Annotated in this window: 16 protein-coding genes and 1 pseudogene; 13 read left to right on the top strand and 4 right to left on the bottom strand. The window is 74.2% G+C overall.

The window, feature by feature from the left end; translation table 11 throughout:
- Positions 1–92 precede the first annotated feature (92 nt).
- A complete protein-coding gene (locus tag ACFZDL_RS29330; RefSeq protein WP_353594247.1) occupies positions 93–2,732 on the top strand; it encodes a LuxR C-terminal-related transcriptional regulator in 2,640 nt (879 codons plus the stop codon).
- Here the strand turns inward: ACFZDL_RS29330 and ACFZDL_RS29335 are convergent.
- The gene (locus ACFZDL_RS29335) at positions 2,680–4,041 is read right to left on the bottom strand and encodes an MAB_1171c family putative transporter (protein ID WP_353594282.1); all 1,362 of its coding nucleotides are present in this window, start codon (positions 4,039–4,041) and stop codon (positions 2,680–2,682) included. The genes ACFZDL_RS29330 and ACFZDL_RS29335 overlap by 53 nt on opposite strands.
- Entirely contained in the window at positions 4,034–4,594 is a 561-nt protein-coding gene (locus ACFZDL_RS29340; RefSeq protein WP_353594248.1) for a ParH-like protein, read from the bottom strand. Before ACFZDL_RS29340 ends, ACFZDL_RS29335 begins: the two co-directional genes overlap by 8 nt.
- Positions 4,595–4,840: 246 nt before the next feature.
- On the opposite strand from ACFZDL_RS29340, the gene ACFZDL_RS29345 reads away from it, so the two are divergent.
- From ACFZDL_RS29345 to ACFZDL_RS29385, 9 genes and pseudogenes are all read left to right on the top strand, one after another.
- The gene (locus ACFZDL_RS29345; RefSeq protein ID WP_353594249.1) at positions 4,841–5,344 is read left to right on the top strand and encodes an AraC family ligand binding domain-containing protein; all 504 of its coding nucleotides are present in this window, start codon (positions 4,841–4,843) and stop codon (positions 5,342–5,344) included.
- Positions 5,345–5,794: 450 nt separating this feature from the next.
- Complete coding sequence (locus ACFZDL_RS29350) at positions 5,795–7,084, top strand: beta-ketoacyl synthase N-terminal-like domain-containing protein (RefSeq protein WP_391192890.1); 1,290 nt, start codon at positions 5,795–5,797, stop codon at positions 7,082–7,084.
- An 80-nt stretch (positions 7,085–7,164) separates the two neighbouring features.
- Complete coding sequence (locus ACFZDL_RS29355; protein WP_353594251.1) at positions 7,165–13,830, top strand: type I polyketide synthase; 6,666 nt, start codon at positions 7,165–7,167, stop codon at positions 13,828–13,830.
- A gap of 54 nt (positions 13,831–13,884) precedes the next feature.
- Positions 13,885–15,339 (top strand): polyprenol phosphomannose-dependent alpha 1,6 mannosyltransferase MptB, encoded by a 1,455-nt coding sequence (gene mptB / locus ACFZDL_RS29360; protein ID WP_353594283.1) that lies wholly within the window; start codon positions 13,885–13,887, stop codon positions 15,337–15,339.
- Positions 15,336–16,604 carry a glycosyltransferase family 87 protein gene (locus tag ACFZDL_RS29365; protein WP_353594252.1) on the top strand — a complete coding sequence of 423 codons (1,269 nt, stop codon included), beginning with the start codon at positions 15,336–15,338 and terminating at the stop codon, positions 16,602–16,604. The genes mptB and ACFZDL_RS29365 overlap by 4 nt, the downstream gene beginning before the upstream one ends.
- A 46-nt stretch (positions 16,605–16,650) precedes the next feature.
- Entirely contained in the window at positions 16,651–17,622 is a 972-nt protein-coding gene (locus ACFZDL_RS29370; RefSeq protein ID WP_353594253.1) for a lysylphosphatidylglycerol synthase domain-containing protein, read from the top strand.
- Positions 17,623–17,967: 345 nt separating this feature from the next.
- Positions 17,968–20,685, top strand: a complete 2,718-nt coding sequence (locus ACFZDL_RS29375) for a YfhO family protein (protein ID WP_353594254.1) — start codon at positions 17,968–17,970, stop codon at positions 20,683–20,685.
- Positions 20,686–20,713: 28 nt separating this feature from the next.
- Positions 20,714–21,676, top strand: coding sequence for a glycosyltransferase family 2 protein (locus ACFZDL_RS29380; protein WP_353594284.1), 963 nt, complete (start codon positions 20,714–20,716; stop codon positions 21,674–21,676).
- Positions 21,677–21,705: 29 nt separating this feature from the next.
- Positions 21,706–22,083: pseudogene (locus tag ACFZDL_RS29385) on the top strand (GtrA family protein); the annotation flags it as partial.
- A 453-nt stretch (positions 22,084–22,536) separates the two neighbouring features.
- On the opposite strand, the gene ACFZDL_RS29390 reads toward ACFZDL_RS29385, so the two are convergent.
- Entirely contained in the window at positions 22,537–23,187 is a 651-nt protein-coding gene (locus tag ACFZDL_RS29390) for a response regulator transcription factor (RefSeq protein ID WP_353594255.1), read from the bottom strand.
- A gap of 1 nt (position 23,188) precedes the next feature.
- Positions 23,189–24,469, bottom strand: coding sequence for a histidine kinase (locus tag ACFZDL_RS29395; RefSeq protein ID WP_353594256.1), 1,281 nt, complete (start codon positions 24,467–24,469; stop codon positions 23,189–23,191).
- A 102-nt stretch (positions 24,470–24,571) separates the two neighbouring features.
- Here ACFZDL_RS29395 and ACFZDL_RS29400 point away from each other — a divergent pair, with 102 nt between their 5' ends.
- From ACFZDL_RS29400 to ACFZDL_RS29410, 3 genes are read left to right on the top strand one after another with little or no spacing between them, the layout of a single operon-like run.
- Entirely contained in the window at positions 24,572–25,483 is a 912-nt protein-coding gene (locus ACFZDL_RS29400; RefSeq protein ID WP_353594257.1) for an ATP-binding cassette domain-containing protein, read from the top strand.
- A complete protein-coding gene (locus ACFZDL_RS29405; protein WP_353594258.1) occupies positions 25,480–26,271 on the top strand; it encodes an ABC transporter permease in 792 nt (263 codons plus the stop codon). The genes ACFZDL_RS29400 and ACFZDL_RS29405 overlap by 4 nt, the downstream gene beginning before the upstream one ends.
- A 16-nt stretch (positions 26,272–26,287) precedes the next feature.
- Entirely contained in the window at positions 26,288–26,890 is a 603-nt protein-coding gene (locus ACFZDL_RS29410; protein WP_353594259.1) for a GNAT family N-acetyltransferase, read from the top strand.
- Positions 26,891–26,903: the final 13 nt, after the last annotated feature.

A 26,903-nucleotide genomic window follows, 5' to 3' on the forward strand; every position in this document is an offset into this window, starting at 1 on the left:
CCGCCATTCATTCTAGTTGACAGGCCGCCAAGCTGCTGTGCAGGATTTTCCACACAACATTCATCTCAGCTCACACACTCGTGGAGCCGTCCATGACCGATCCGCCCGACCGCGAGATCTTCGGACGGGACCGTGAGATCTCCGAACTGCTGGCCCTCCTGACGGACACGGCCCCGCCCGGCGTGGTGCTCTCCGGCGGGCCCGGCATCGGCAAGACACGGCTGGCCCGAGCGGTCGCGTCCGCGTACGCGTCGGCGAGCGGGGCCGAGACGTTCCGCTTCGACGGCTCCGCGTACGAGGACCCCGGCGCGGAGCTCATCCGGCTCGTCGAGCGCCTGCGCGAGCGCCCGAGTGCCGCCAGGGACGGGGGTCTTGGCGGAGCGGGCGCGCCGCCGCTCGTCCTGGCCGAGGGCCTGGCCCCGGCCGGCCACGAGGGCGTGCCGGCCGCGGTGGCGCGCGCCGGCGTCAGACTGATCGTTACTGCCCGCGAGCCCCTGGCCGCCGCGGCCTCTGCGGGCTTTGTGAACCGTACGGTCGGGCCGCTGCCCGTCCCGCTCGACTGTTCGGCGCTCGACCTCGACAGCATGTGCCGCATCCCGTCCGTGCGGCTGTACGTCGCCTCCGTACGTGCCCTGAACCCCGCGTTCCGCGTCCAGCACCACAACCAGGAGGCGGTTGCCCGTACCTGCGCCGAACTGCGAGGCATCCCCGGTGCCCTGGTGCTGGCGGCGCGGATCGCCGCCCTGGAGGGGCCCGAAGTGCTCTGGGCCGCGCTGGACGGGCGGTTCGACCCCGGGCCCGAGCGCCCCGCGGGCGCCGGAGGCGACAGCGGCAGCCTCGCGCGGCTGCTCGACGCGTACGGCGGCCCGGCCCCCGCCGCTCCCTCGCCCCGCGCCCCGGCCACGGACCCGGGCGCGTCCGTACGGGACCGGCACCACCCCGAACTGGGCGACGCCGAACGCCGACTGCTCGCCTGCTCCCGGATCTTCAGCGGCGGGGCCGGCCCCGAGGCGCTGCGCCGGATCGCCGGCGTCCCCCTCAACGCGTTCCCGGCGGCGCTCGAGACCCTGCTCGGCCGCCGTCTGCTGAGCGTGTCCGCCCTTCCGTCGGGCCGTCTCGACGGCTTCACCCGCACCCGGCTGCACATCCCGTTCGAGCCGTCCGCCCACGGCGCCGGACCGGATTCCGCGACCGCCCCCGACAACCCACGCCTTGCGCACGCCCGTTACTACGCCGAGCTGGCGCGCACCGCCGCACGCCGCATCGCCGAAGGCGACCAGTACGCCGGGATCACGGCCTTCCGGAGCGAGGAGCGCAACATCGGCTGCGCCCTGGACACGCTGATCGGCCTCGGCGCGGCGGACGAGGCGATCGCCCTGGTCGACCATGCGCGTACGTACTGGTACGCCTCGGGCGCGCCGTTCACCTGGGCCGATCAGCTGACCGCCCTGCCGGAGGCGCCGGTCGGCACGCCCCGCCGTACCCGGCTCAACCTGCTGCTGGCCGAAGCGGCGATCCGGGCCGGGGAGCCGGAGGCGGCCCTCACCCTCCTCGGCACCGAGGGGCAGCGGGGGAAGATGGCCGGAGCCGCCGAGGACCCCGAAGGCGCCCTGCTCGCGGCCCGGTCGCTGCACCTGAGAGGCCTCGCCGAGGCTCCGCACCGGCCGGGTGAGGCGCTGGCCGCCCTGCGCACGGCGGTGGCGGGCCACCGGTCGCACACCGGCGAAGGACACGCGCTCCACCGCGTCATGCTCGACGCCTCGCTCGCGGAGTTCCTTCACGGCAGCCTGGCGCAGGCCACGGCCCTGGCCGTGGAGGCCCTGACGGGAGCCACCCGGCGCCGCGACACGCTGGTCTCCGGCACCGCTCTGCTCCAGCTGAGCGTCTTCGCCGCCGCGCGGGGCCGGGAGGCCGAAGCGGACGGCTACTTCGACCGGGCCGTGGCCGGTCTGCGGACCCTCGGCGCCCCCGCCGTGCTCGGCGCGCTGCTCGCGGTGCTGGGCACGCCCCTGCTGCCCAGGACCGCGGCCCGCGCCGCCGACGTGGTCAGATGCCTGGGCGGCTGCCACGCGGCGCGCGGCGCCGACGGGCTGCTCGACGAGCCCGGGTACCCGGACTTCACCGTGGGGCGGCTGGAGGGGCATATGCGGCGCCACCTGGGCGAACGCGCTTTTCTCGCCGCCCTGTCGGACGGGGCGGGGACGCCGCTGCCCGACCTGGTCAAGGAGTTCGCGGCCCGTCGCGCACTGTTACGCCCCGGCCCGGACGCCGACCCGGACCGTAACCCGGGCATGAGCCGCAGCTCCTTGAGGCCCGCGGCCCACGACCGCTCCACGGCCGCGACCCCCGACCCCGGCGGCCCCGGCCCCCGGGGACCCGCCGCCCCCCGCTCCCGCCCGGACCTCCCCGCCCGCGCGTACGCGGGGCCGCCCGACGGCGACCGGCCCCCGCCCGTGCTCGGATGCGGTGGCCCGCTGCGCGGTGACCCGCTCACTCCCCGCCAGTCCCAGGTCTCCGCCCTGATCACCCTCGGTCTGAGCAACAAGCAGATCGCCCGGCGGCTGCAGATATCGGAGTGGACGGTGGTGAATCACATCAGGGAGACCATGCGGAAGCTGGGCTGTTCCTCACGGGTCGAGATCGCCACCTGGGTGCACCACACGACCGACGCCTCCGCGCTCAGCCCTTCCGCCCCGGCGCCGACGCCGGTGCCCGCTCCCGCCCCCGGCTGAGCCGGAGCTCGGCGGGCACCCCGGCGCGTACGGGTCGCTCCGCCGCGGACCGGGCGAACGCGTCGGCCACCCGTACCAGCCAGGCCGCCTCGGCCTCCACCGTGCCCCGGACCGGCCGAACGGCAGGACCGGAGGTGGGGCTGGCGGCGGAGTTGGCGGCGGAGGTGGTGGCGGAGTTGGTGGCGGCGCCGGCCGGGGCCGGCCCGCCGTGGCGTACGCCGCTCCTCGCCGCCACGATCGCCGCCGCGACGGCGGCGGCCTCCGCCTCCGCGGCGCGGGCCTGCTCGACCTCGGTTTCGCCGACCACGCCCGCGTCCTCGCCGCTGTTCCCGCCGTCCGCCGTCCCGGCCTCGGCCGCCGGGCCCGCCGGTGCGGCGTACGGGCGCAGCGCCAGGTAGCCGTCGCGGATCTCGATCACCCGGCGGTACAGCGCGAACTCCGCGCTGCGCGGCGGCAGCCACGACAGCCGGCGCGTCCGGGCGCGCAGGGCGATCCCGGGGGCGGCGGCGTGGAGCGCCGACCAGAGCGGCTCCAGGGCGCGGTAGCGGCGGTACGCGCGCAGCCAGCGGGCGGGCGCCGTCAGGGCCCCGCGCCACCAGGCGGCGGTCGCGCCCAGGCAGGCCAGCACCAGGCAGGAGGCGGCCAGCACCATGGCGACCGGGTCCGTGCCCGCGCCCTGACGGCCGGTCCGCGCCATGTTCGCGACGCCCGCCAGCCCCCACAGCGCCCACAGCCCGCCGACACACGCGCTCGCGGTGACCAGCCGCAGCCCCGTACGGAACGGGCCCGGGCCCGAGCGCCGGATCTGGGCGTGGACCGGCAGCGCGAACAGGGTCAGGCTCCACAGGCTGTACAGCGTGAAGAGCACGTCGAACGCGACCAGCCCGACCCTGCCCTGCGCCCCGGGGGCGACGACCTCGCCCTCCTCGACAACCGCGCCCGAGGCCAGGAAGCACACCGCGGCCACCGCGCACACGGTCACCGTGACCCGCACATGCCACCGCGCCGGGATGTGCCGCGCGTCGGGCAGGTCGAGGGCCATCGCCGCCAGGGCCAGCCAGGCGAGCGCGGCCATCTCCAGTTCACGGCCGACGCAATGGGGCCAGGCCTCCGCCGCGGCGGGCAGTACGCGGCCGGCGGCCGTCACCGTCGCGGGGGCGAGAACCGCCATCGCGGCCCCCATGCACACCCCGAACAGACACAGTTGGCGGGTGCCCGGGGCGAACCGGCGTCTGCGCGCCAGCCGGAGTTCGTACCAGCCCACCGCCATCGCCGCGGCGGCGGGCAGGTAGCCGAGCAGATCACCCATGGTCACGGCCGGCAGCCGGTGGTTTCCCGGCCCGTCCGCCCGGGGGCGCCGGCCGTTCCGGCGGCGCCCCGACGAGCGAGCCGAGCGGGGCCTGGCCGGGGCTCGACGGGCTCGGACCCCGGTCGTTGCGCAGGGCCCGCTGCAGAATCAGCGAGGCCAGGAACTCGGCTTCCTGCTCCTGCGGCTGGGTGTAGACGGTCCGGCCGAGCACCCGCCGCACCAGGGAGCCCGTCAGATGAGGCGTCAGCAGGCCCAGCGAGGCAGGGTCGGCCGTGCCCTCGTGTCCCCACAGAAGGTGGGCGGTCTCGTGCAGCACGATGTGCTGCCGGTGGAGGGCGGTGGTGTCGGCCGCGTAGAGGATGTAGTCGGCCCGGTCGGTGGTCGCGAGCAGACCGCAGGGCAGGGAATGGCGCACGGTGATCGGCAGCAGTTCGATCGGGCGCCCCCGCCGCTCGGCCAGCAGCGCCACGAAGGCGACCGGGTCGAAAGGGCTCGGCAGTTCGAGACCGTCGGCGACCCGGCGGCTGCGCCACCATAATCGCGCTCGGTTCACCGGCCGCCCACCAGCGCGCGCATAAGCCGCCCCCTTCAACTGCCCCGCGATTTAGCGGCACTGGCGACTGTACCGGCATCCGGTGGATCCACAAGCGCGAGAAGTGGCCTTGCTCCTGGCGGCGGCGCACGACGCCATTAAATCCACATGTTAGATTCCAGTTATCGGGGGGCCGTGCTCATGTGGTATGCGTCTCGCGGTCGTGTGGGAGGAACGGGAAGGAACGGAAGGAACGGTGGGTAGCTGATGCCGTCTGTCGCTGGTGTGCAGGGGAGGGTGTCGGACCTGATGCGCGAGGTCACGGCGGACCGGGGCGGGGCCCTGTGGCGGCTCGCCGCCGAGGGGCGTCAACTCGACTCCAACGTGATCCGGCTGCCTGCCGACGGCCGGGTCGACTTCCATGTGGAGCAGGACCTCGACGTGCTGCTGTATGTGACCGGCGGCAGCGGGTGGCTCGAGGTGGCGGACGCCCGGCAGGAGCTGGAGCCGGGCTGTGTGACATGGCTGCCGCACGGCACCCGCCGCGCCCTCTCCGCCGGCGCGGACGGTCTGGTCTATCTCACCGTGCACCGCCGCCGCCCCGGCCTCACGATCCGCTCCGCCGCCCGCCCCGCCGCCCGCCCCGCCGCGCCGGAAGGGGGCGAGCCGGCCTGCTTGCTCAACCGGGTCTGCACGGAGTGCGGCCGGCTCGCGCAGGAGTCCGACGCCCGCTACTGCGCCCGCTGCGGCACCCGCCTGCCGTCGGACTGACGCGCCCGCGCACGCGCACCGGCGTGACCGGGGGCGACCCGCCGGTCACGGACGGCGGCGGTCCCGCCGGTCACGGGCAGCGGCGCCCCCGGTGGCGCCGGTGGTGCCGCGCGGGCGCCGGGCGCGCGAGGCGGAGCGGGGGGAGCCGGGGCTCTCCGCCGTTCTGCCGGTGCGCCCTTCTCGCGATCCCATTCGCCGGGGTACCAACTTCCCCGGGCCCGTACCACCTTGTGTTTCGGCACTCCCTTTCTCCGCTCGACACCGCGGCGTACGTTGTCTATTCCACAAAACGTTGAAGCGTGATGTGGATTTCTCTCGGCCGAGGGGGTCAGGAACCCGCGGCTGACTCCATCGCATTGGACGCAAAGACATGACTGTGCTCAGCCGCGGCAGGGCGTCATGAGCCCGCCGAACACTTCCCGCGAAGTCCGCGGAAGCCCCAGGGACGCCGTGGTGACCGGCCTGGGCTTCTGTCTGCCGGGCGACGACGGACCGGCCTTCACCGCAGGTCAGGTGTGGAACATCGCCTCTCGGGGCGGCTGCTGTCTCGGGCGGAACGGGACGTACTACGGCTCGGTCGAGCTCTCCGACGGCATGTTCGCGGAACGCGTTCCCGAAATCCCGGAATTCTTCTCCCGGCATTTCACCGACGCGCACCGGTTCGGACTGGTGTCGCTGGTGGAGGCATGCGCCGATGCCGAACTGGACATCCACGCCGGCGACCTGGGAGAGGCCGCGCTGCTCGTCGGAAGAGGCGGGATCGACAGCAATGTGGAGAGTTATGTGGCGGCGCTGCGCACCGACCCCGCGCACACCGCGCCACTCGACGCGCTGGAACTGTTCGTCGCGGGCGGACAGGCCGGCACCCCCTCCGATGTCGCCGTGGTGCAAGGGGCGCTGACCCGCACCACCGGCCCGTGTTTCACGGTGGCCTGCGGCTGCGCCTCCGGATCCGTACAGCTCGGCCACGCCCAGCGCCTGATCGCCGCGGGCGAGATCGAACTCGCCGCGGTCACCGGCGTCGACGTCTTCAACAGAGAGGTCATCCGGACGGCGGAACGCCTGCTGGAGAGCGCCCGACGCGCCTATGAGGCCTTGGGCGGCGAGCCCGGCATGCTGGGTCTCACCCCCTCGTCCGACGCCGTGATGCGGCCGTACGACCGGCGCTCCGAGTGCATCAACTACGGCGAGGGCGCGGCGACCGTCATCGTCGAGAGCCGCGAGCGCGCCCGCCGGCGCGGCGCCCACATCTATGGCCAGGTGCTCGCCACCGCCCTCACCCGCGACGGGCTGGCGAACCCGCTGGGAGCCGATGACACCGGCGCCCAGCTGGCGGACGCCGCGCGCCGCTGCCTGGGGGAGCGGTGGCGGATCGAGCGGGTGCCGTACATCCACAGCTGTGGTCACGGGGACTCGGCCGTGGCCGCCGTGGAGGCGGGCGCCGTCCGGACCCTGTACGGGGCGGCGGCGGACCCGGTGCTGATCACCTCGCAGGACGCGTGCTTCGGCCACCACGGGGCCCCGGCCGGGTGCCTGGGCGCCGGCCTGACGCTGATGATGATGGAACAGGGCGCGGTGTGTCCCACCGCGAACTGCGAACAGCCCATGGACGGGCTCCCCTTCGACCCGGTGCCCGGAACGCGCACCCGGCCGCTCGACTTCGACTACGCGCTGTGTTTCAGCTACCAGACCGGTGGTGTCAAGCACGCCATGCTGCTGGGCGGCCCGGACGCCATCTAGCGCCGGCCGGCGGGCGGCCCCCAGCGCGGAACCACCCCTCACGGCCGACCCCGCCGTGGCACAACCCCTCGGAGAACCCGATGAGTCACAACACACACGCATCCGGGCGGCCGCCCGGACAGGACGCCGGCCGTATCGCGGTGGTCGGCATGGGCTGCCGGTTCCCGGGAGACGTCGACTCGCCCGCCGCGCTGTGGCGGCTGCTGATGGACGCGCGGGAGGCGCTGGGGGATCCCCCGGCCGAGCGGGTGGAGATGTGGGCGCCGCACGGTGGGCGGGAACTCGACGCCCGGACCCTGGCCGACGGCACCCCCGTGCCCGTGCGCGCCGGTTATCTGCGCGACGTCTCCGGCTTCGACGCCGACTTCTTCGGCGTGTCCGGCCGCGAGGCGGACGTCCTCGACCCCCAGCACCGGCTGCTGCTCGAAGTGGCCTGGGAGGCCCTGGAACACGCCGGGATGCCGCCGGAGCGGCTGGCCGGCACCTCGACCGGCGTCTTCACCGGGCTCAGCTACCACGACTACCTGGACGGCCTCGACTGGCGACCCCACGAGAACGAGGGCTCCATCCTGGCGAACGGGCACTGCGTGGCGGCCGGCCGGATCTCCTATCTGCTGGGGCTGCACGGCCCGTGCGTCGCCCTGGACACCGCCTGCTCCTCGTCGCTGGTCGCCGTGCACCTCGCGGCCCAGGCGCTGCGCGCCAGGGAGTGCGATCTGGCCCTGGCCGGCGGGGTCACCCTGATGTTCGACCCCAAGATCACGCGCTCGTTCACCCGGATGGGCATGCTCTCGCGCCGTGGCCACTGCCATGCCTTCGACGCCGCCGCCGACGGCTTCGTACGCGGCGAGGGCTGCGGGATCGTGGCGCTCAAGCGCCTCGCCGACGCCGCACGGGACGGCGACCGGATCCTGGCGGTGCTGCGCGGCTCCGCCGTCAACCAGGACGGCCGGTCCGACGGGCTCGCCGCGCCCTCGGCCGCCGCCCAGCGCGCCCTGTACGAGGAGGCGCTGAAGCGGGCCGGGGTCGACCCGCGCGACGTGGGGATGGTCGAGGCGCACGGCCCCGGCACCCCGGTGGGGGACCCGGTGGAGTTCACCAGCCTCGCCGCGGTGTACGGGAGCGGCCCCGGCCGGTGCGCCCTGACGTCGGTCAAGACCAACCTCGGCCACCTGGAGCCCGCCGCCGGGGTGGCCGGGCTGATCAAGGCGGTGCTGTGCCTTGGCCGGGGGGCGATCCCGCCCAATCTGCACTTCACCCGCTGGAACCCGGCCATCGAGAACGCCGGGGAAACGCGGCTGTTCGTGCCCACCGAGCCGACGCGCTGGCCGGTGCTCACCCCCTCCCGGCTGGCCGCCGTGTCCTCCTTCGGGTTCTCCGGCACCAACGCCCATGTGCTGCTGGAGGAGCCACCCGCCACATCGGCACGCCGGCGCGCCCGGCCACCGCGGCGGGAGCGGGACACGACGCCTTTGGTGTTCCTGGTGCCGGCCGGCTCCCGGGCGGCCCTGCCGGCCGCGGCGGGGCGCCTCGCGGACTGGCTGGAGGGCGACGGCGCGGCCGTACCGCTGCGCGACATCGCCCACACGCTCGCCGCGCGGCGCAGCCCGGGCCGTGGGCGGCTCGGCGTCATCACGGCGTCCCGGGACGAACTCGTGCGAATTCTACGCGCGTCACAGGCGGGGCGGAGCCACCCCGCAGCGGTGGCCGGGGAGGTGGGGGCCGCGGTGTCCCGGCGACCGGTGTGGGTGTTCTCCGGCCAGGGCTCGCAATGGGCAGGCATGGGGCGCGGCCTGCTGGAGCAGGAGCCCGCCTTCGCCGCCGCGCTCGCCGAGGCCGATGAACTGATCGCCGCCGAGGCCGGGTTCTCGGTGCTCGACGTGGTGCGCTCCGGCGAACCGGTGACCGGCTGCGCACGGGTCCAGCCGGTGCTGTTCGCCCTGCAGACCGCGCTGGCGGCGGCCTGGCGCGCCCACGGCGTGGAACCCGCCGGGGTCATCGGACACTCCATGGGCGAGGTCGCCGCCGCGGTCGTGGCCGGGGCGCTGTCCCTGGCCGACGGGGTACGGGTGATCTGCCGCCGCTCCGCGCTGCTGACCCGGGTCGCCGGGCGCGGCGCGATGGCCACCGTGGGGCTGGGGGCCGACGACGTACAGGCCGAACTCGACGCGGCAGCCGACGCGGCAGCCGGCGACGGGCACGGCGCCGAAGGTGGTGCCGAACGTGGCGCCGAATCCGTGGCCAGGGGAGCCCCGGTCACGGATGCCGCGGCCGCGGATGCCGCGGTCACGGTCGCGGTCATGGCCGCGCCCGACGCCACGGTCGTGGCCGGAGACGCGGCGCACCTGGAGCGCCTGGTCGCGGGCTGGGAGGCGCGCGGCATCCCGGCCGCCCTGGTCGCGGTGGACGTCGCCTCGCACTCCCCCCAGGTCGACCCCCTCCTGGCCGATCTGCGCGACGCCCTCGCCGATCTGACGCCCTGCGGCCCCCGCGTGCCGTTCTACTCCACCGTGCTGGACGATCCGCACACCGTCCCCGCCTTCGACGCCGACTACTGGTGCGCCAATCTGCGCCGCCCGGTCCGGTTCGCCGCGGCCGTCGCCGCCGCGGCCGCCGACCGTCATCTGGTCTACGTCGAGATCGCCCCGCACCCCGTCGTCACCCACTCCGTCGGCCGCTGCCTGGAAAGCCTGGAAGGCCTGGACGGAGGACACGTCGTGCTGCCCACCCTGCGCCGCGACGAGGACGAGACGGCCACCTTCCGCACCCAACTGGCCGCCCTGCACTGTGCGGGCGTCTCCGTGGACTGGACACGGCTGTACCCGAGGGCCGCCCTCGCCGACGTCCCCACCATCACCTTCGACCGCCGGCGCCACTGGACCCGGCCCACCCTGACGGCGGCCCCAGGAGGGCGGCCGGGCCCGGCCGCCGGCCCGCTGCCCGGCAACCACACGGAGGTGCCCGGCGATCCGGTCCGGCACACCTGGCTCGGGGATGCCGGGACCGCCGCGCAGCCCTGGCTCGACGACCACAAGGTCTACGGCGCCCCCGTGTTTCCCGGAGCCGCCCACTACGCCCTCGCGCTCACCACCGCCTGCGAGGTCTTCGACGCCCGGCCCACCGAGGTCGAGGTCACCGATGTGCACTTCCGGGAGCCGCTGCGGCTCGCCGAGCACACCGACATCACCACCACCCTCACCCTGGCGGCCGCCGACCGCGCCGACTGCGCGATCTTCGGACGCGCCGACGACGGCACCTGGACACGGCAGTCCACCGCGGTGGTGCGCAGGCCGGCCGTACCGCCGAGGCCCCACGCCGCGTCCGTGGAAAACCTCGCCCTGCGCCACCCCGTCCCCCTCGACCCCGCCTCCCTGTACGCCCACATGCGGGCCCGCGGGCTCCACCACGGGCCGGCGTTCAACGGGATCACCGAGGTGCACGCCTCCCGCCGCGGCGACAGCTTCTGGGCGCGGGTCGAGATACCCGAGGCGGCGCGCACCCCCGAGCACGCGCTGCGCGTCCACCCCGCCCTCGTCGACCTGTGCGGCCAGCTCCTCCTCTCGGGGCTGCTGCACGAGACCGACCACGGGCTGATCCTGCCGGTCCGGATCCGCTCCCTACGGGTCCTCGGCGACACCGCGACCGCGGTGTACTGCCACGCCCGCGTCGTCGAGGCCACGTCCGACACGCTCATCGGCCACATCCGGCTGCTCGACGAGGCGGGCACCCCCGTCCTGGCCATCGACGGGCTGCGGCTGGCGCGCCACGCCGTCCCCGAGACCACCGAAGTCGACCACTGGTTCCTCGAGACCGGCTGGCACCGCGCCGAACGGCCGGCCCCCGCGGCCACCGTCCCGGCGGGGGACTGGCTGGTCGTCGGGGAGGGCGGGACGGACGACTCGGCGCGCGAGCTGGCCGGCGCGCTGCGCGCGGCCGGGGCGCGGGCCGACGCCTGGGACTGGCCGCCGGAGGACCACCGCCTCGACGCCTTCCACGAGTCCATGGCCGACCGCCTGGCCCGTGGCGCCACCACGGCCGTGGTCCTGCTGAGCGGTGCGGCAACCGGCACGGACCCGGCCACCGAAGCCCTCACCCGCACCCGCAGGACCCTCGGCGCCGCCCAGGCGATCGCCACCCGCGAGCCGGAGCCGCCGCGCCTGTACGTAATCACCCGCGGCGCCCGGGCCGTGGCGCCCGGGGAGGCCGCGGACCCGGCGCAGAGCGCGCTGCGCGGGCTGGTACGGGTCCTCGCACTCGAACACCCCCGGATGCGCCCCACGCTGGTCGACACCGCACCCACCGCCGACGCCGAGCCCGCCGACCCCTGCGGGGGCGCCGCCCCGCCCGGGGCCACCGCCCTGGCCGGGGGCCCGGAGGCGCCCGAACCGCCTGGGGGCACGGGCTCCGCTCAACGCCCGGCCCCCGCCTGGCTGCCGGAGCTCGCCGCCGAACTCCTCGCCGGCGCGCCCGAGGACGAGGTCGCCCTGCGGGGTGAGGCCCGGTTCGTGGCGCGGTTGGCATACGCGCCGCTGACGGACGCCGAGCGCTCCGCGGCCGCTGCCCGCGGTGTGCGCTACGGCGTGGACGGCTTTCGGCTGCGGGCGGGACGCCTGGGGGACCTGGACAGTCTGGAGCTCGCCGCGACGGGGCGGCGTCGGCCGGGGCCGGGTGAGGTGGAGTTGCGCGTGTGCGCGGCCGGGGTGAACTTCCGGGATGTCCTGACGGCCATGGGGCTGCTCCCCGGCGACAGTGACATCCGGTACCGGATCGGCTTCGAGTGCGCCGGGGAGGTGACCGCGGTCGGGGCGGGCGTCACCGATCTCGCCGTCGGCGACCGGGTGCTCGCCGCGGATGTGAACGGTGGTGCGTTCGGCTCGTTCACCGTCGTCCCCGCCGAGGTGGTAGCACCCGCTCCGGCCGGTCTTGACGCGGTCACCGCCGCGGGGTTGCCCATCGCGTTCCTCACCGCCTGGTACGCGCTGCGCCATGTGGCCGGGCTGGCCCCGGGGGAGCGGGTGCTGATCCACTCGGCCACCGGAGGGACCGGGCTGGCCGCCATCGCGGTGGCGCGGTTGCTGGGCGCCGAGGTGCTGGCGACCGCGGGCAGCGAGGACAAGCGGCGCTTTCTGCGCGGTATGGGCATCAGCCACGTCATGGACTCGCGCTCGCTGGACTTCTGCGCGCAGGCCCGGGCGGCGACCGGAGGGGAGGGGGTCGACGTCGTCCTCAACTCGCTGTCCGGCGCGGCGATCAGGGCCGGGCTCGAAGCGCTGCGGCCGTTCGGCCGCTTCGTCGAACTGGGCGTACGCGACATCCTCTCCGACGCCCCGCTGGGTCTGGCGCCGCTGCGCCACAACATCACCCTGAGCACCGTGGACCTCGGCGAGCTGCAGCGCGAGCGCCTGGCGGTGTTCGGCGCGGCGCTGCGCGAGGTGGTCGCCGAGCTGGCCGAGGGGCGGCTGGCGCCGCTGCGGTGCACGGCGTTTCCGCTGTCGGCGGCCACCGACGCGTTCCGGCTGATGGCGGGCGCCGGCCACATCGGCAAGTTGGTGCTGACCGTGCCCGAGGAGGGCGAAGCCGGCGCCGTGCTGCCCGACGGGCCGCGGCCGGTGCGCGAGGGCGGGGCGTATGTGATCACCGGCGGTCTGCGCGGCCTGGGTCTGGCCACCGCGCGCTGGCTGGCGGCCCACCGCGCCGGACACCTCGTGCTGAACGGCCGTACGGCCCCCGCGGCCGCCACCGCACGGGAGCTCAGCGAGCTGTCGGCGGGCGGGACCCGGATCACCGTGGTGCTCGGCGACATCGCCCGACCGGGCACGGCCGAGCGCCTGGTGGCCGCCGCCACCGCGGACGGGACGCCGCTGCGCGGGGTGGTGCACAGCGCCATGGCGCTGGACGACGCGGCGGTCACCAACATCCGCGAGGACCAGCTGCGGCGGGTGTGGGCGCCCAAGGTCACCGGTGCGTGGCGGCTGCACGAGGCAACCGCCGGGCAACCGCTGGACTGGTTCGCGGTGTTCTCCTCGATGGCCTCCCTGCTGGGCAACCCCGGTCAGGGCGCGTACGCCGCCGCGAACGCCTGGCTTGACGGGTTCGCCGCCTGGCGCTCCGCGCGCGGGCTGCCCACCCTCGCGGTCAACTGGGGTCCGTGGGGCGAGACCGGCGTCGCCACCGGTTTCGCCGACCGCGGTTACGAGACCATCCCCACCGACCGGGGCCTCCGAGCGCTGGGCGCCCTGCTGGCGCACGGGCGGGTGCAGACCGGGGTGATCCCCGGTGAGCCGGGCACCTGGATCCCGGCGGCCGGGCGGCAGTCGGCGCTCTTCGGCCCGCTGCTGCCCGACAACACCGACAATGCCGAAAACGCCGACAATGCCGATAACACCGGCAGCGCCGGCGGCGCACAGAGCGCGGGCGACGACATCCGTGCCCGGCTGACCGCACTCCCCGCAGGTCTGGCCCGCCGCTCGGCCCTGGAGGCGTACCTGGGCGACCACATCCGTACGGTCCTCCGCCTCAGCGGTTCCACGCTGGACCCGCAGACCTCACTGAAGGCCCTCGGCTTCGACTCCCTGCTGGCCATGGAGCTGCGCGTACGGCTCGAATCCGCCCTGGGCGTCAGGCTCGCCGCCAACTTCGTCTGGCAGCACCCGACGGTGGCGGAGCTCGCCGTCGGACTCGCCGAGCACATGGGGCTGGACATCGCCGGGGGCACGCCAGGCGGCCGACACCTGGCCGCCGACTGACGGTGACCGCGGCGTCAATTTTCGGACACACGGCGGGCCAATTCTGGTCAGGTGCTGGTCCGTCGTGTGTTCCTCAGCCGTGTCGCTCATGCCGCCCTTGTCGTCCACCCGCACCAGTGTGTGCTGCTCGGGCTCGCGGGCTCGTTGGCACTGGCGACGGGAGGACGGACCGCCGGCGCGCTGCCGGTGGCGGACGTCCTGGTCCCCGATTCCGGCCGCGTCGCGCTCGGCCTGGTCAGTACGTACTTCGGCCTGGTGCTGCTGGTCGGGGCCTGGCTGTTGCTGGGCCGCGCGGTACGCGGCCCCCGGCCGCCCGGCCCGCGCACCCTGCTGCTGACCCTCGTCGTCTGGGCCGCCCCGCTGCTGGCCGCGCCCCCGCTGTTCAGCCGGGACGTCTACAGCTATCTCGCCCAGGGCGCCATGGTCGACGCGCGCATCGATGTGTACGTACACGGCCCGGCCCGGCTCGGCGGGCCGCTCGCCGCCGAGGTGGCGCCCCTGTGGCAGCACACCCCCGCCCCCTACGGCCCGGTGTCCCTCGCCTTCGAGACGGCGGTCGTGGGCGCCTCCCGCGCCGAGGTGTCTGCCGGGGTCTTCGGCATGCGGCTGGTCGCGCTGGCCGGTGTGGCGCTGATGATCCTCGCCCTCCCCGCACTGGCGCGCCGCTGCGGCACCGATCCGGCCGCCGCCCTGTGGCTGGGGGCGCTCAACCCGCTGTTGCTGCTCCACCTGGTGGGCGGGGCGCACAACGACGCCGTGATGATCGGGCTGCTCTGCGCTGGTCTGGTGGCCGCGACCGGCCGGTGGCCCGCCTGCGGCGCCGTGCTGGTCACCCTGGCCGCCCTGGTCAAGGCGCCCGCCGCGCTCGGGCTGCTGGCCGTCGCCGCGCTCTGGGCGCATCTGCTGACGGGGAGATGGCGGCGCACCCGGGCCGCGCTGGCCACCGGCGCCCTGGCGCTCGGCACCACGGGCGCGGCCACGGCCGTCGCCGGCACCGGCTACGGCTGGATCACCGCCCTGACCACCCCGGTCTCCCCGGACAACTGGGCGCTGACCAGCGCCCTCGGCCGCGCCACCGGCGCCGGTCTGCACGCCCTCGGCAGCGGTCTGGCGCCGCTGGCCACCCCGGCCTGGCAGGTGCTCGGCCTGCTGGCGACCGCCGTCACCGTCGGGGTCCTCTGGCTGCGTGCCTCCCGCTCCCGCCCCGTCTACGCGCTGGGGCTGAGCCTGACGGCGGTGGCGGCGCTCGGCCCCGCGATCCGCCCCTGGTATCTGCTGTGGGGGCTGTTCCTCATCGCCGCGGCCGCGCCGAGCGGGCCGGTGCGCCGCGCGGTCGCCGCCGCGAGCGGGGTGCTCGCCCTGGCCGTACTGCCCAGCGGATTCGCGCCGGACCGAGCGCAGCTGGCCCTCGCCGTATGCGGTGGCGCGCTGGCGTTGCTCACGCTGTGGTGCGTCAGACGGGCCCCCGGACTCGCCGCAGGCGACCGCTGGACGGAGCACGCGGCATGACGGGGCCCACCACCACGCGCGGCCGGCTGCTGCTGACGCTCGGGCTGACCGGGGCCGTGGCGCTCTTCCTGGCCACCGTGCCGCTCCACCGCGACTGGTTCGACCTGAGCGTCTACTACGGCACCGTCGACCACTGGCTGCACGACGGCGGGCGCATCTACGACTACACGGTGCCCGGCGCGGACGGCACCGCCTACGGCTTCACCTACCCGCCCTTCGCGGCCCTGTGCATGCTGCCGATGGCCCTGGTGAGCTGGCCGGGCGCGATCACCATCTGCATGCTGCTCAACCTGGCCGCCTCGGCGGTCGTGCTGTACTGGCTGACCGGCCCCCTCGTACGCCGCCACGCCCGGCACCGGTGGTTCGCCTTCGCCGTGGCGGCCTGCCTGTTCGCCCTGCTGGAGCCGGTGCGGGACACCTTCAGCTTCGGCCAGGTCAACCTGGTCCTGCTGGCGCTGGTGCTCTTCGACGCCTGGCTGCTGTCCACCGGCCGGGGCAGGTACGCGGGGTTCGCCATCGGCGTGGCCGCCGCGATCAAGCTCACTCCGGCGATCTTCATCTGCTATCTGGCCGTCACCGGGCGCCGGCGCGCCGCCGGTACGGCCGCGGGCACCGCGGTGGCGGCGACCCTGCTGGCCGCCTGGGTGGCGCCGACCGCGTCGCGGGACTACTGGACCGAGGACCTGTGGGACACCGACCGCATCGGGGTCGCCGCGTATGTCTCCAACCAGTCGTGGCGCGGTGTGCTGGCCCGGCTCACCGACCCCGTCCCGCCGAGCGGCGCCATCTGGGCGCTCGGGGCGCTCGCCGTCCTGGCCCTGTGGGCCCGTCGCGTGCGGCGCGCGGCCGCCGCGGGGGACGAGGCGGCGGGGTTCGCGCTGACCGGCGTCGCCGCCTGTCTGGTCAGCCCGATCACCTGGGTGCACCATCTCGTCTGGCTGATCCCGGCCCTGACCGTGCTGGTCGACACCGGGCTGCGGTCCGGCACGCCGCCCGTGCGCCGCCGGCTGCTGTCCACGGCGGCCGCGGTGTATGTGATCCTGTGCAGCAGCGTGGTGTGGCTGTGGCGGTTCCACTTCACCGGCGTGGACGGCTTCCTGGGCAGCAACGCCTACGTCTGGATCTGCCTCGGCCTGCTGCTCGCCCTCCCGGTGCGCGAGCCGGAGGTCACCGCGCGCGAGCCGGCCGTCGCCTGTTCGCCACCGCCGCGCCGACCGGATGTCGACCGGAGTACGCCCCAAGGCCTTCCGCGGCGGACAACCTGACCACACTGCCCCGGTCTCTTTGCCCCCTCAGCACCTGTGAGCGCACATGCCCGCGATGATGCCCGAGCGGCAGAGCCTCCCCGCCCGCCGGCGGCTTCCGCTGCGCCAGATCCTGTGCCTGCTGCCGATCGCCCTCGTCGCCGCATGGGTGATCGGGCACTGGTCGCTCATCGGCTCCGGCGCCCGTCAGCTCCTCGACGCCGACCCCTACTGGCTGCTCGCCGCGGTCGCCGCGACCGGCCTGGGCTGGGTCGCCGTCTCCTTCGCCCGGCAGGGCACCGTTCTGGAACGGCTGCCCCCGGGGCGGCTGTTCGCCACCCAGTTCGCGGCGGGAGCGGCCAACCACCTGCTGCCGTCGGGGATCGGCGCGAGCGCGGTCAACATCCGCTTCATGACCGGCTGCGGCCTCCCGGCCGCCCGCTCCTCGGCCGCGCTCGCCCTGTACTTCCTCGCGGAGGCCACCGCCCGCGTCGGGCTGCTGCTGGTCCTCCTGGTCGCCTTCCCCGAAGCGCTCAGACTCGGGCCGCTGCTCCCGGGCCGGATCGGGGCGGCGCTGCCGCTCGCCGTCGGGGCGGCGGCCTGTGCCCTGGTGGTCGCGGTCCTGGCGATCCGTCCGGTGCGCCGGATCGTGCGCACCTTCCTGGTCACCGCCCTCACCGACGTCCGCTCCCTGCACGCCCGGCCGTCCAGGGCGCTTGCGCTGTGGGGCGGTTCGCTGGCCTTTCCCGTGCTGCAGGCGGCCGGGCTCGCGGCGGTCGCCGTCGCGGTGGAGCTGGAGGTGCCGCCCGCGCACGTCGTGCTGGCCTACCTGGCCGCGACCTGCCTGGCCGCGGTCGTCCCGTCGCCCGGAGGCATCGGCTCCGTGGACGCCGCGCTGGTCGTCGCGCTCGTCGCGGCCGGGGCCCCGGCGGACGCCGCCACCTCCGCGGTGCTCGCCTACCGCTTCATCACGGTGTGGCTCCCGCTGATCCCCGGAGCGCTGGTGCTGGCGACCCTGGTGCGCTGGAAGATTGTCTGAACCCCCGTAGCCCCCTGATGCTTCGTACGTTGCCTTTTGCCGCCCAAAAGGTGAACACAGAAAATACGAAGGATTAATTCCGGAAGTCCCCCCATCGTTTTGTAAATTCCCCGGACCGCGGGGCAACCAATCATGGATTCGCGGGGTCAAACAGGCCGAGTGAGCGCGCCGCGCATTCCACTGGGGGGAGTCGTGCGACGTCCATTCGAGTTGCCCGCGCACGCGGCCGGGACGTGTGACCCACGCCATGGGAACTCGTCCGCGTCGCCGGACAGGTAATCGGCGTGAAGTCACAATTCACGCCGTCTATCGGAATTGGATCCTGACGAATTCATGCGATCGCTCATGACCCGTCGGCCGGCCCGCACTCGGCCGCAAGACCAGCCGCGCGAAGCCGCCGCGCCGCCCGTGCCTGACGCGCTGCCGTCCGCGCCCGCCGGGCCGTCCGCGCCTGACGCGCTGCCGGGCGCCCCGCGCGGTGTCCGCGCCCGGGCCGCCGCGCTCGCCGCGCTGGTCACGGTGGCCGCCCTCTGTCTCGGCGACGCCGTGGCCCGCAGCTTCCCCTTCGGGTTCCGGACCCGCAGCGTGAACGACCTGGGCAACCAGTTCGTGCCCTTCCACGCCCATCTGTGGGACCTGCTGCACGGCCGCGGGGACGGCGGCCTGTTCCTCAACTGGCAGTCCGGCTACGGCGCCGGCTTCCTGCCCGACCTGGGCACCTATCTCGGCAGCCCGTTCGCGCTGCTCGTCGCCCTCTTCCCGCGCGACGAGATCGACCTCGCGGTGTATGTGATCACGCTGCTGAAGATGGCCACGGCCGGCGCGGTGATGGCCCAGCTGCTGCTGACGCTGCGCCCCGGCCGGTGGTGGGCGGCCGGGGCGCTCGGCGCCTCGTACGCGCTGTGCGGCTGGTCCGTGGCCGAGGCGTCGTACAACCCCATGTGGCTGGACGGGCTGATCGCGCTGCCGCTGCTGTGCCTGATCGGCCACTGGGCCCTTGCGGGGCGGCGGTTCGTCGTGGGCACTCTGCTGGTCGCACTCGTGTGGATCGCCAACTTCTACACCGCGTACATGGCCACCCTCGGCGCCGTACTGCTGCTGCTCACCCGGCTGCTGGTGGAACACGCCCCCACCGGCGTCCCGCTGCGTCGGCGGCTCGCCCCACTGTGGCGGCCGGTGGGCCGGCTGGCGGGCGTCCTGGCGCTCGGCATGGGCCTCGCGGCGCCCATGGTCTCGGTCATCTACTTCGGCACCAAACACGCCTACCCGGGCCGGGTCCTGGAGTTCACCCCCAAGCCGTGGACGGACGTCATGGCCCGGCTGCTCCCGGGCACGTACAACTTCAGCAGCCCGGCCGTCTACGTCGACACCGTCGCGCTGCTGCTCGCCCTGACGCTGCCGTTCAACCCGGCGGTCCCCAGGCGGCTGCGGAGCGGCTGGACGCTGCTGGTCGCGGCGGTGGCGCTGTCCCTGCAGTGGGGGCCCACCCAGCTGGCCTGGCACGCCTTCAGCGTCCCCAACGGAAGCCAGTACCGCGAGACCTTCGTGCTGTGCGGGCTGCTGGTGACCGCCGCCTGGCTCTCCTTCGCCCACGGCATCCCGGGCCGGCGCCCGCTGCTGGCCGCGGGCGCGCTGCTGTCGGTGATGGCGGCGGCCGCCTCCCGCGCCACCGAGCTGATGCGCCCGTGGACCTATCCGCTCCTGCTGGCCGGGGTCGCGGCCGTGGCGGCCGCCCTGCTGCTGGCCCGGCTGGCCCGCAAGCACGGCCGTCCGCTGCTCGCCGCCCTCGCCGTGGTCCTGCTGATCGGTGCCCAGGTGGGCCAGTCCGCGGCCACCACGGCCGTCGCCGACCGGCTGCGGCTGGGACATCTGGACGACTACGCGCCCTGGGGGCAGCGCCAGCAGAAGCAGCAGGAGCTGATCGCGGAGGCGGACGGCTGGCCCCGGTACCGTACGGACCCGGGCCGCGAGCAGACCGTCGGCAACGACCCGCTGCTGGTCGGCGGGCAGGGCGCGCAGTACTACAGCAGCCTCACCGCCGATGTGCTCAGCCGCACCCTCACCGCCCTCGGCGGCGGCTGGACCTCGCGCGGCCGGTCCGTGCAGAGCCTGGACAACCCGGTCACCGACGCCATCTTCTCGGTCGGCGCCCGCGTCCACTCCGCGCCCGATCCGCACCGGGACCCGAACGCGACGACCGACATCGAGCCGTACGTCACCCGCCAGTCCGTACCGCCCCTGGTCACCGTCCGGCCGGCCGCCAAGAAGGCGCCCGTGTACGGCCCCTCGCCGTTCCACAACCAGGAACTGCTGCTCGGGGCCCGGGTGTACACCCTGCCCGGCCGGATCTCGGTACGCGGCGCGGACGGCAGCCCGGCCGCCCGCACCCCCGACCACGGCTACCGACTGCCCCCCGGCCCCACCAAGCAGTCCCGCCCGAAGGCGCTGCTGACCACCACGTGCCCGGGCGGCTCCCAGGTCTTCCTGTGGGCGCCGCACTACTGGGGCACCGCCGCGCTGCGCGGCGCCGACCGGCCCCCGGTCGGGTTCCGGGGCGACCACCCGGTCACCAAGATCGCCCCCATGCAGCCGCTGGGGAAGGCCCCGGCGTCGGGGCGCGTCGAGGTGGATCTGACCATCCAGAAGGGCGGCACCGTCCCAGCCGACTCCATCGGCTGCCTGGACACCGGGCGGCTGCGCGCGGCCACAGACCGGCTCCGGGACCGGGGCGCCACCTCCGTCCATGTTTCCGACAGCGTTACCGACAGCGGCATCCGGGCGGAACTGCCCCCCGGCTCCCGCGGGATCGCCGTGGTCGCCGCCCCGCGGATCGCGGGCTGGCAGTGCGCCACGGGAGGCGGCCGGCACCGCCCGGCCGACAGCTACCTGGGCCTGATCGCCGTGGAGCTCGACGGCTCCGCCACCTCCATCGACTGCACGTTCCGCCCTCCCGGCCTGCGTCTCGGCTCCGCCGTGGGAGCCGCCGCACTGCTGGTCCTGACCCTGCAGGCCGGATACCGGCTGCTGCGCAACCGACGGGAGAGCCGCCATGCCGACCACTGACGCCCGCGAATTCCGCACGGGGGAGACCATGCTCATTTCCATCGTCGTACCCTGCTACAACGAAGAAGCCGTGATCGCTCGTTTTCATGAACACCTCACCCGAGAACTCACGGCGGTCGACCACGACGTCGAATTCGTTTATGTGGATGACGGCAGCAAGGACCGTACGCTTTCTCTGCTGAAAAAGCTGGCCGAAACCGATCCCCGGGTCCGCTACGTCTCCTTCAGCCGCAATTTCGGCAAGGAAGCGGCGATGCTGGCCGGGCTGCGGTACGCCTCCGGCGACGCGGTCGTCATCATGGACGCCGATCTGCAGCACCCCCCGGAGCTCGTCAAGCGCATGGTGGAGCTGCACACCCAGGGCCATGACCAGGTCATCGCCAAACGCACCCGCGACGGCGACCGGGTCACCCGGGTCCTCACCGCCCGCGCCTACTACCGGCTCATCAACCGCTTCGTCGATGTGGAGCTGGTCGACGGCGTCGGCGACTTCCGGCTGCTGTCCCGGCGGGCGGTGGACGCCGTGCTGGCGCTGACCGAGTACAACCGCTTCTCCAAGGGGCTGTTCGCCTGGGTAGGCTTCCCGAGCGTGACCTTCGAGTACGAGAACGCCGTACGCGAGGAAGGGCGCAGCAAGTGGACGTTCGGCCAACTGCTCAACTACGGGGCCGACGGGCTGATCTCCTTCAACAACAAGCCGCTGCGCGCCGCGGTCTACCTCGGCCTGCTGCTGCTGTCGGTGGCCGCGCTGTACGCGGCGTGGATCGTGGGCAGCGCGGCGGTCAACGGGGTCGACACCCCCGGCTATGTCACCCTCCTCGTCGTCATCACCGCGCTGGCCGGCGTCCAGATGGTCATGGTCGGTGTGATCGGCGAGTACATCGGCCGCATCTACTATGAGGTCAAGCGGCGCCCCCACTTCCTGGTGCAGTCCACCAACGCCGTCCCCGCCGCCCCGCTCAAGGACCCGCTGAAGGATCTCGTCCGGTGACGCCTCGCACCCGACCCGCGCGCCCGGCGATGCTCGGCCAGATCCTCAGATTCGGCCTGGTGGGCGTCGTCAACACCGCCACGTACTACGGCATGTACCTGTGCTTCCTGCGCTGGCTGCCCTACCTCGCGGCCCATGTCACCGCCTTCGCCCTCAGCACCGTCGGCTCGTTCCTGCTCAACTGCTGGTTCACCTACCGCACCCGCCCGACCTGGCGGAAGTTCCTGCTCTTCCCCCTGACCACGGCCGCCAACTTCGTCATCACCACCGGCGGGGTCTACGTCCTCGTCGACCTCCTGCACACCGGCGACCGGGCGGCCCCGCTGATGGCCGCCGCGGTGGCCGTGCCCATCACCTTTGTCCTCTCCAGGACGATCATGCTCGGCCAGGGCTCCCGCGCGCCCGCCGAAAACCGGGTGCGGCGGCGGACGGCGGCCACTACCGTGCCAGGCCGTCACCTGGACATCGAGTACGGGAGAGGTATGCCGGCCGGAGAAGAGTCGCGCGTGTACGAGATCCGCGTGTACGGCTGCGCGGGCACCGAGGAGGCCATCGCCCTGCAGGAGCCGATCGCCCGCCTCCTGTGTCCGGAGGAATGGCACGACGGCCCGTGCGACATCCCCTGGGAGTTCACCCTCGGCGCTGACGAGCGGGCCGAAGGCGACGGGGCCACGGTGCTGGTGCTCGGCGTCCACACCTCCGGTGTGCGGGCGGCGGAGGTGGCCGACCAGGTGCGCGCCGCCATCGGGGAGCGGGGCCCGGTCGAGCTGAGGGAGGGCGACGCCGAGCGGTTCGAGGCACTGGTGGAGCAGTACCGGATCGAGAGCGGGTCCCGCGGGCTCTGAGCGCGTCCTACCGGGTCAGCCGGTCGGCCCCGCGTCGCGGACCAGCAGGGCGGCCTGGACCCGGTTCGAGCAGCCCAGCTTGGCCAGGACCCGGCTCACATACGTCTTGATGGTCTTCTCGCTCATGTGCAGCTCCCGGCCGATCTCGGCGTTGGACATGCCCTCGGCCACCAGGCCCAGCACCTGCGACTCGCGCTCGCTGAGCGCGGTCAGCCGCTCGGCGGCCTCCCGGCGGCGCCGGGCCGCGACCGGGGCGATCAGGTCGAGCACCGGGCGGGTCACCGCCGGGGACAGATAGGCCTCGCCGCCGTGTGCCGCGCGCACCGCGCGGATCAGCTCGTCGGGCGTGCAGTTCTTCAGGACGAACCCCGCCGCGCCGCTCTGCAGCGCCTGCAGCACATTCGGCTCGGCCCCGAACGCCGTCAGCACCACCGCGCGCACCGCGGGCGCCTGCCGTCGCAGCTCCTCCAGCGCGCTCAGCCCGTCCAGCAGCGGCATGTTGATGTCGACCAGGGCCACATCCACCCGGTGGGAGACCGCCTGGGCCACGGCCGCCCGGCCGTGCTCCGCCACCGCGACCACCTCGATATCGGGCGCCGACTCCAGTACGGTGCGGATACCGGCCCTGATCAGCGGCTCGTCGTCGGCCACCAGCACCCTGATCACCTCAGCCCACCCCCAGCAGCATGCCGACCGGCAGCACCACGAACATCACGGCGGCGGTGGCGAATCCGAGCGCGACGGTGCGCAGGCCCCCGACCCCGGCGTCACCGTCGTCGCCGTCGGGGTCGTGGCCTGGGCCCGAGACGGTGTCGGGGAGGGTGTCCGGGGCGGTCGGCACCATCGCCACCAGCCGGAAACCGCCGTCCGACAGCCGGTGGTCGACGAACCCGCCGATCTGCCGCATCCGTTCGTCCAGCCCCCGCAGTCCGTGTCCGCCGCCCGCCTTGTCCAGGTCCAGTTCCCCGCCCGCGACCGGGCGTTCCCCGTCCGGGACCGGGTTGACCACGGTGAGCAGCAGCGCGTCGGGTTCCCAGGTGACGCACACCGTCACCGGGCGGCCCGGGGCGTGCTTGGCCGCGTTGGTCAGCCCCTCCTCGACCACCCGGTACACCGCCTCCCCGGCCGCCGGGGGCAGCGGGCGGGGCTCGCCGCCGCGCCGCAGCGCCACCGGCACCCCGGCCGCCCGGAACTCCGCCACCACCGAGTCGATCGCCTCCGCCCCGGGCGCCCGGGCGGCCGTCTCGTCCGGCCCCCGCAACGCCCCCACCAGTTCGTGCAGTTCGTCCATGGCACCGCGCGCCGTCTGGGCCAACTGCCGGACGGCCTTCCGCTGCGCCGCCGGCAGCTCGGTCACCTCCAGCGCCGCGGCCTGCACCGACACCAGGCTGAGCCGGTGGCCGAGGGAGTCGTGCATGTCCCGGGCGATCCGCAGCCGTATCCGCAGCCGCTCCCGCTCGGCCAGCAGCTCCCGCTCCCGGCGCAGCCGCCGGTTGCGCCGGCCCAGCTCCGCCACCAGCCGCCGGTGCTGCGCCAGATACCGGCCGACGAGCAGCGGCAGCGCCACGAACACCACAAAGACCGAGACCAGTTGCGGGACGGCGGGCGCGTCCGCCGGCCAGGCCACCAGCCGTACCGCGAGCCAGCCGAGCGCGGCACCCGCCACCTGGGCCGTGTCCCGCCCCATGGGCACGCGGGATCCGGCCCCGTAGGCGGCCCACAGCAGCAGGACGTACGAGCCTCCGGTCAGCGCGGCCAGCAGCAGGGCCGCCGTGAAGGCCGCCGCCGGGGCCCGCTCGCCCAGCGCGACCACGCCCGCCACCGCAAGCGCGTACCCCACGGCGGCCCAGGGGAGCGGGACGCCGTGGTGTGCGGCCACGAACAGCGCGGTGTCCGCCACGACCACGGCGGCGGCGAGAAGACTTCGGCCCAGGGGCGGCAGGCTCATGGCAGCAGGCTAAGGCCTCGATCGCGCTGTCCACTTTGGTCGCCGGGCTCGGCGACTTTCGACCACAGCGCGGCAGCCGGCCTCGTTCCTAGCGTGAACGGCGTGATCGAAGTGCGCGACCTCAGCAAGAAGTACGGGACCACCACCGCGGTCGACCGGCTGTCCTTCACCGTGCGGCCCGGCCAGGTGACCGGGTTCCTCGGGCCGAACGGGGCGGGAAAGTCCACCACGATGAGGATGATGCTGGACCTCGACCGCCCCACCACGGGCCATGTCCTCATCGACGGCGACCGCTACCGGCGCCTGCCCGATCCGCTGCGCCGCGTCGGTGCGCTGCTGGAGGCCAGGGCGGTGCACGGCGGCCGCAGCGTGTACGACACCCTGCGGTGGCCGGCGCGCAGCAACCGCATCCCCGAGGGGCGAGTGCGCGAGGTGCTGGAGCTGGTCGGGCTGGCGGGCGTGGCCCAGCAGCGGGCCAAGGGCCTCTCGCTCGGCATGGCGCAGCGGCTGGGCATCGCCGCGGCGCTGCTCGGCGATCCGCCGGTGCTGCTGTTCGACGAGCCGGTCAACGGCCTCGACCCCGAGGGGATCCTCTGGATCCGCACCCTCATGAAGGACCTGGCGGCGGAGGGCCGGACGGTGTTCGTCTCCAGCCATCTGATGAGCGAGATGGCGCTCACCGCGGAACACCTCGTCGTGATCGGGCGCGGCAGGCTGCTCGCGGACACCACCGTGGCCGAGTTCATCGAGGCCAACTCCCGCTCCAGCGTGCGGATCCGCACACCCGAGCCGGAGCGGATGCGCGCCGCGCTGGCGGCCGTGGGCGTCCGGGTGGAGCAGGCGGCCGACGGGGCGCTGGAGGCGTACGGGACGCGGGCCGCGGCGGTCGGCGAGCTGGCGGCGGCCCAGGGTCTGACGGTGCACGAGGTCAGCACCCGACAGGCCTCGCTCGAAGAGGCGTTCATGCGGCTCACGGGCGAGGCCGCCGACCACCGGGCGGGGGGTGCGCGATGATGGACACGGCCCGGGCGCGGGCGGCTTTCGCCGCCGAGTGGATCAAGATCCGTACTGTTCGGTCGACGCTGTGGACCCTGCTGCTGTCCCTCGTCGTCAGCGTCGGTCTCGGGCTCCTCGTCGGCCACTCCGTCAGCGAGAGCTTCTCCGGGATGGACCGGGAACGGCAGGAGAACTTCGACCCCGTCGCGACGGGCTTCCTCGGCCTGACCGTCGGCCAGATCGCCGTCGTCGTGTTCGGCGTGCTGCAGATCGGCGCCGAGTACACCAGCGGCACCATCCGCGCCTCGCTCATGGCGGTGCCGCGCCGGGGGGTGTTCTTCGGGGCCAAGGTGGCGGCCACGACGCTGATCGCCCTGGTGTTCTCGCTGTTCACCGTCTACGTCACCTTCTTCGCGGCGCAGTGGGCCCTCGGCCCGCAGGGCGTGTCCCTCGGCGACCCCGGCGTGGTGCGCGCGACCCTGGGCGCCTGGGCGTATCTGACGCTGATGTGCGCGTTCTCGATCGGGGTGGCCACGATGCTGCGCAGCACGGCGCTCACGCTCGGAATCCTGATCCCGCTGCTCTTCCTCAACTCGCAGGGGCTCGGCAACGTGCCCAGGATCCGGACGGTCGCGCAGTTCCTGCCCGACCAGGCCGGGGCGGTGATGATGCGGGTGGTCACGGTGGACGAGTCGTTCATCACCCACCGGGACTTCGGTCCCGGGGCCGCGCTGGTGATCCTGCTGGCCTGGACGGCGGCGGCCCTGATCGGGGGTGTCATGGTGCTGCGCCGCCGCGACCCTTGATGCATAAGATGTGCAAGTGCATAACTACCGCATCAGGACGGCCACGCCCGAAGACCTCGACGGTGCCCGCAGCGTGATGCTCGACACCGTGTACCGGGACTTCGGTACGGGGTATGTGCCGCGCTGGCACGGCGACATCGTCGATCCGGAGCGCGCCTACCTCCGGTCCGCGCGGCACACCCTGCTCGTCGCCGTCGACGAGCGCGACGGGCGGGTCGTCGCCACGGGCGCGCTCGACGCGCGGGGGCCCGCCCATCCGCCCAACCCCCGCTCCCTCGCCGAGCGTTACCCCTCGGGCCGGACCGCGCAGCTGCGCCGGGTGTACGTACGGCCCGAACACCGGCGGCGCGGGCTCGCCCGGGAGTTGGTGGGCCGGCTGCTGGACTTCGCGGCGGCCGATGGCGGCTACCGCGCGGTCTATCTGCACACCGACCCCGCGGTGCCCGGCGCCGAGGCGTTCTGGCGGTCCCTGGGGGAGGTGGTGTGCGACGAGCGGACGGCGCCCGGTGGCGGTCAGAGCGTCGTGCACTTCGAGCTGCCCATGCGGGCGGGGCGCCAGGAAATCAAAGAAGCTAATGGAAATGATAATCATGTAGTCTGTGCGGCGTCCCGCTCGTAAAACCCGTGGAGAA

The sequence above is a fragment of the Streptomyces sp. NPDC007917 genome, from assembly GCF_042959105.1.
In the GTDB taxonomy this organism is placed as follows: domain Bacteria; phylum Actinomycetota; class Actinomycetes; order Streptomycetales; family Streptomycetaceae; genus Streptomyces.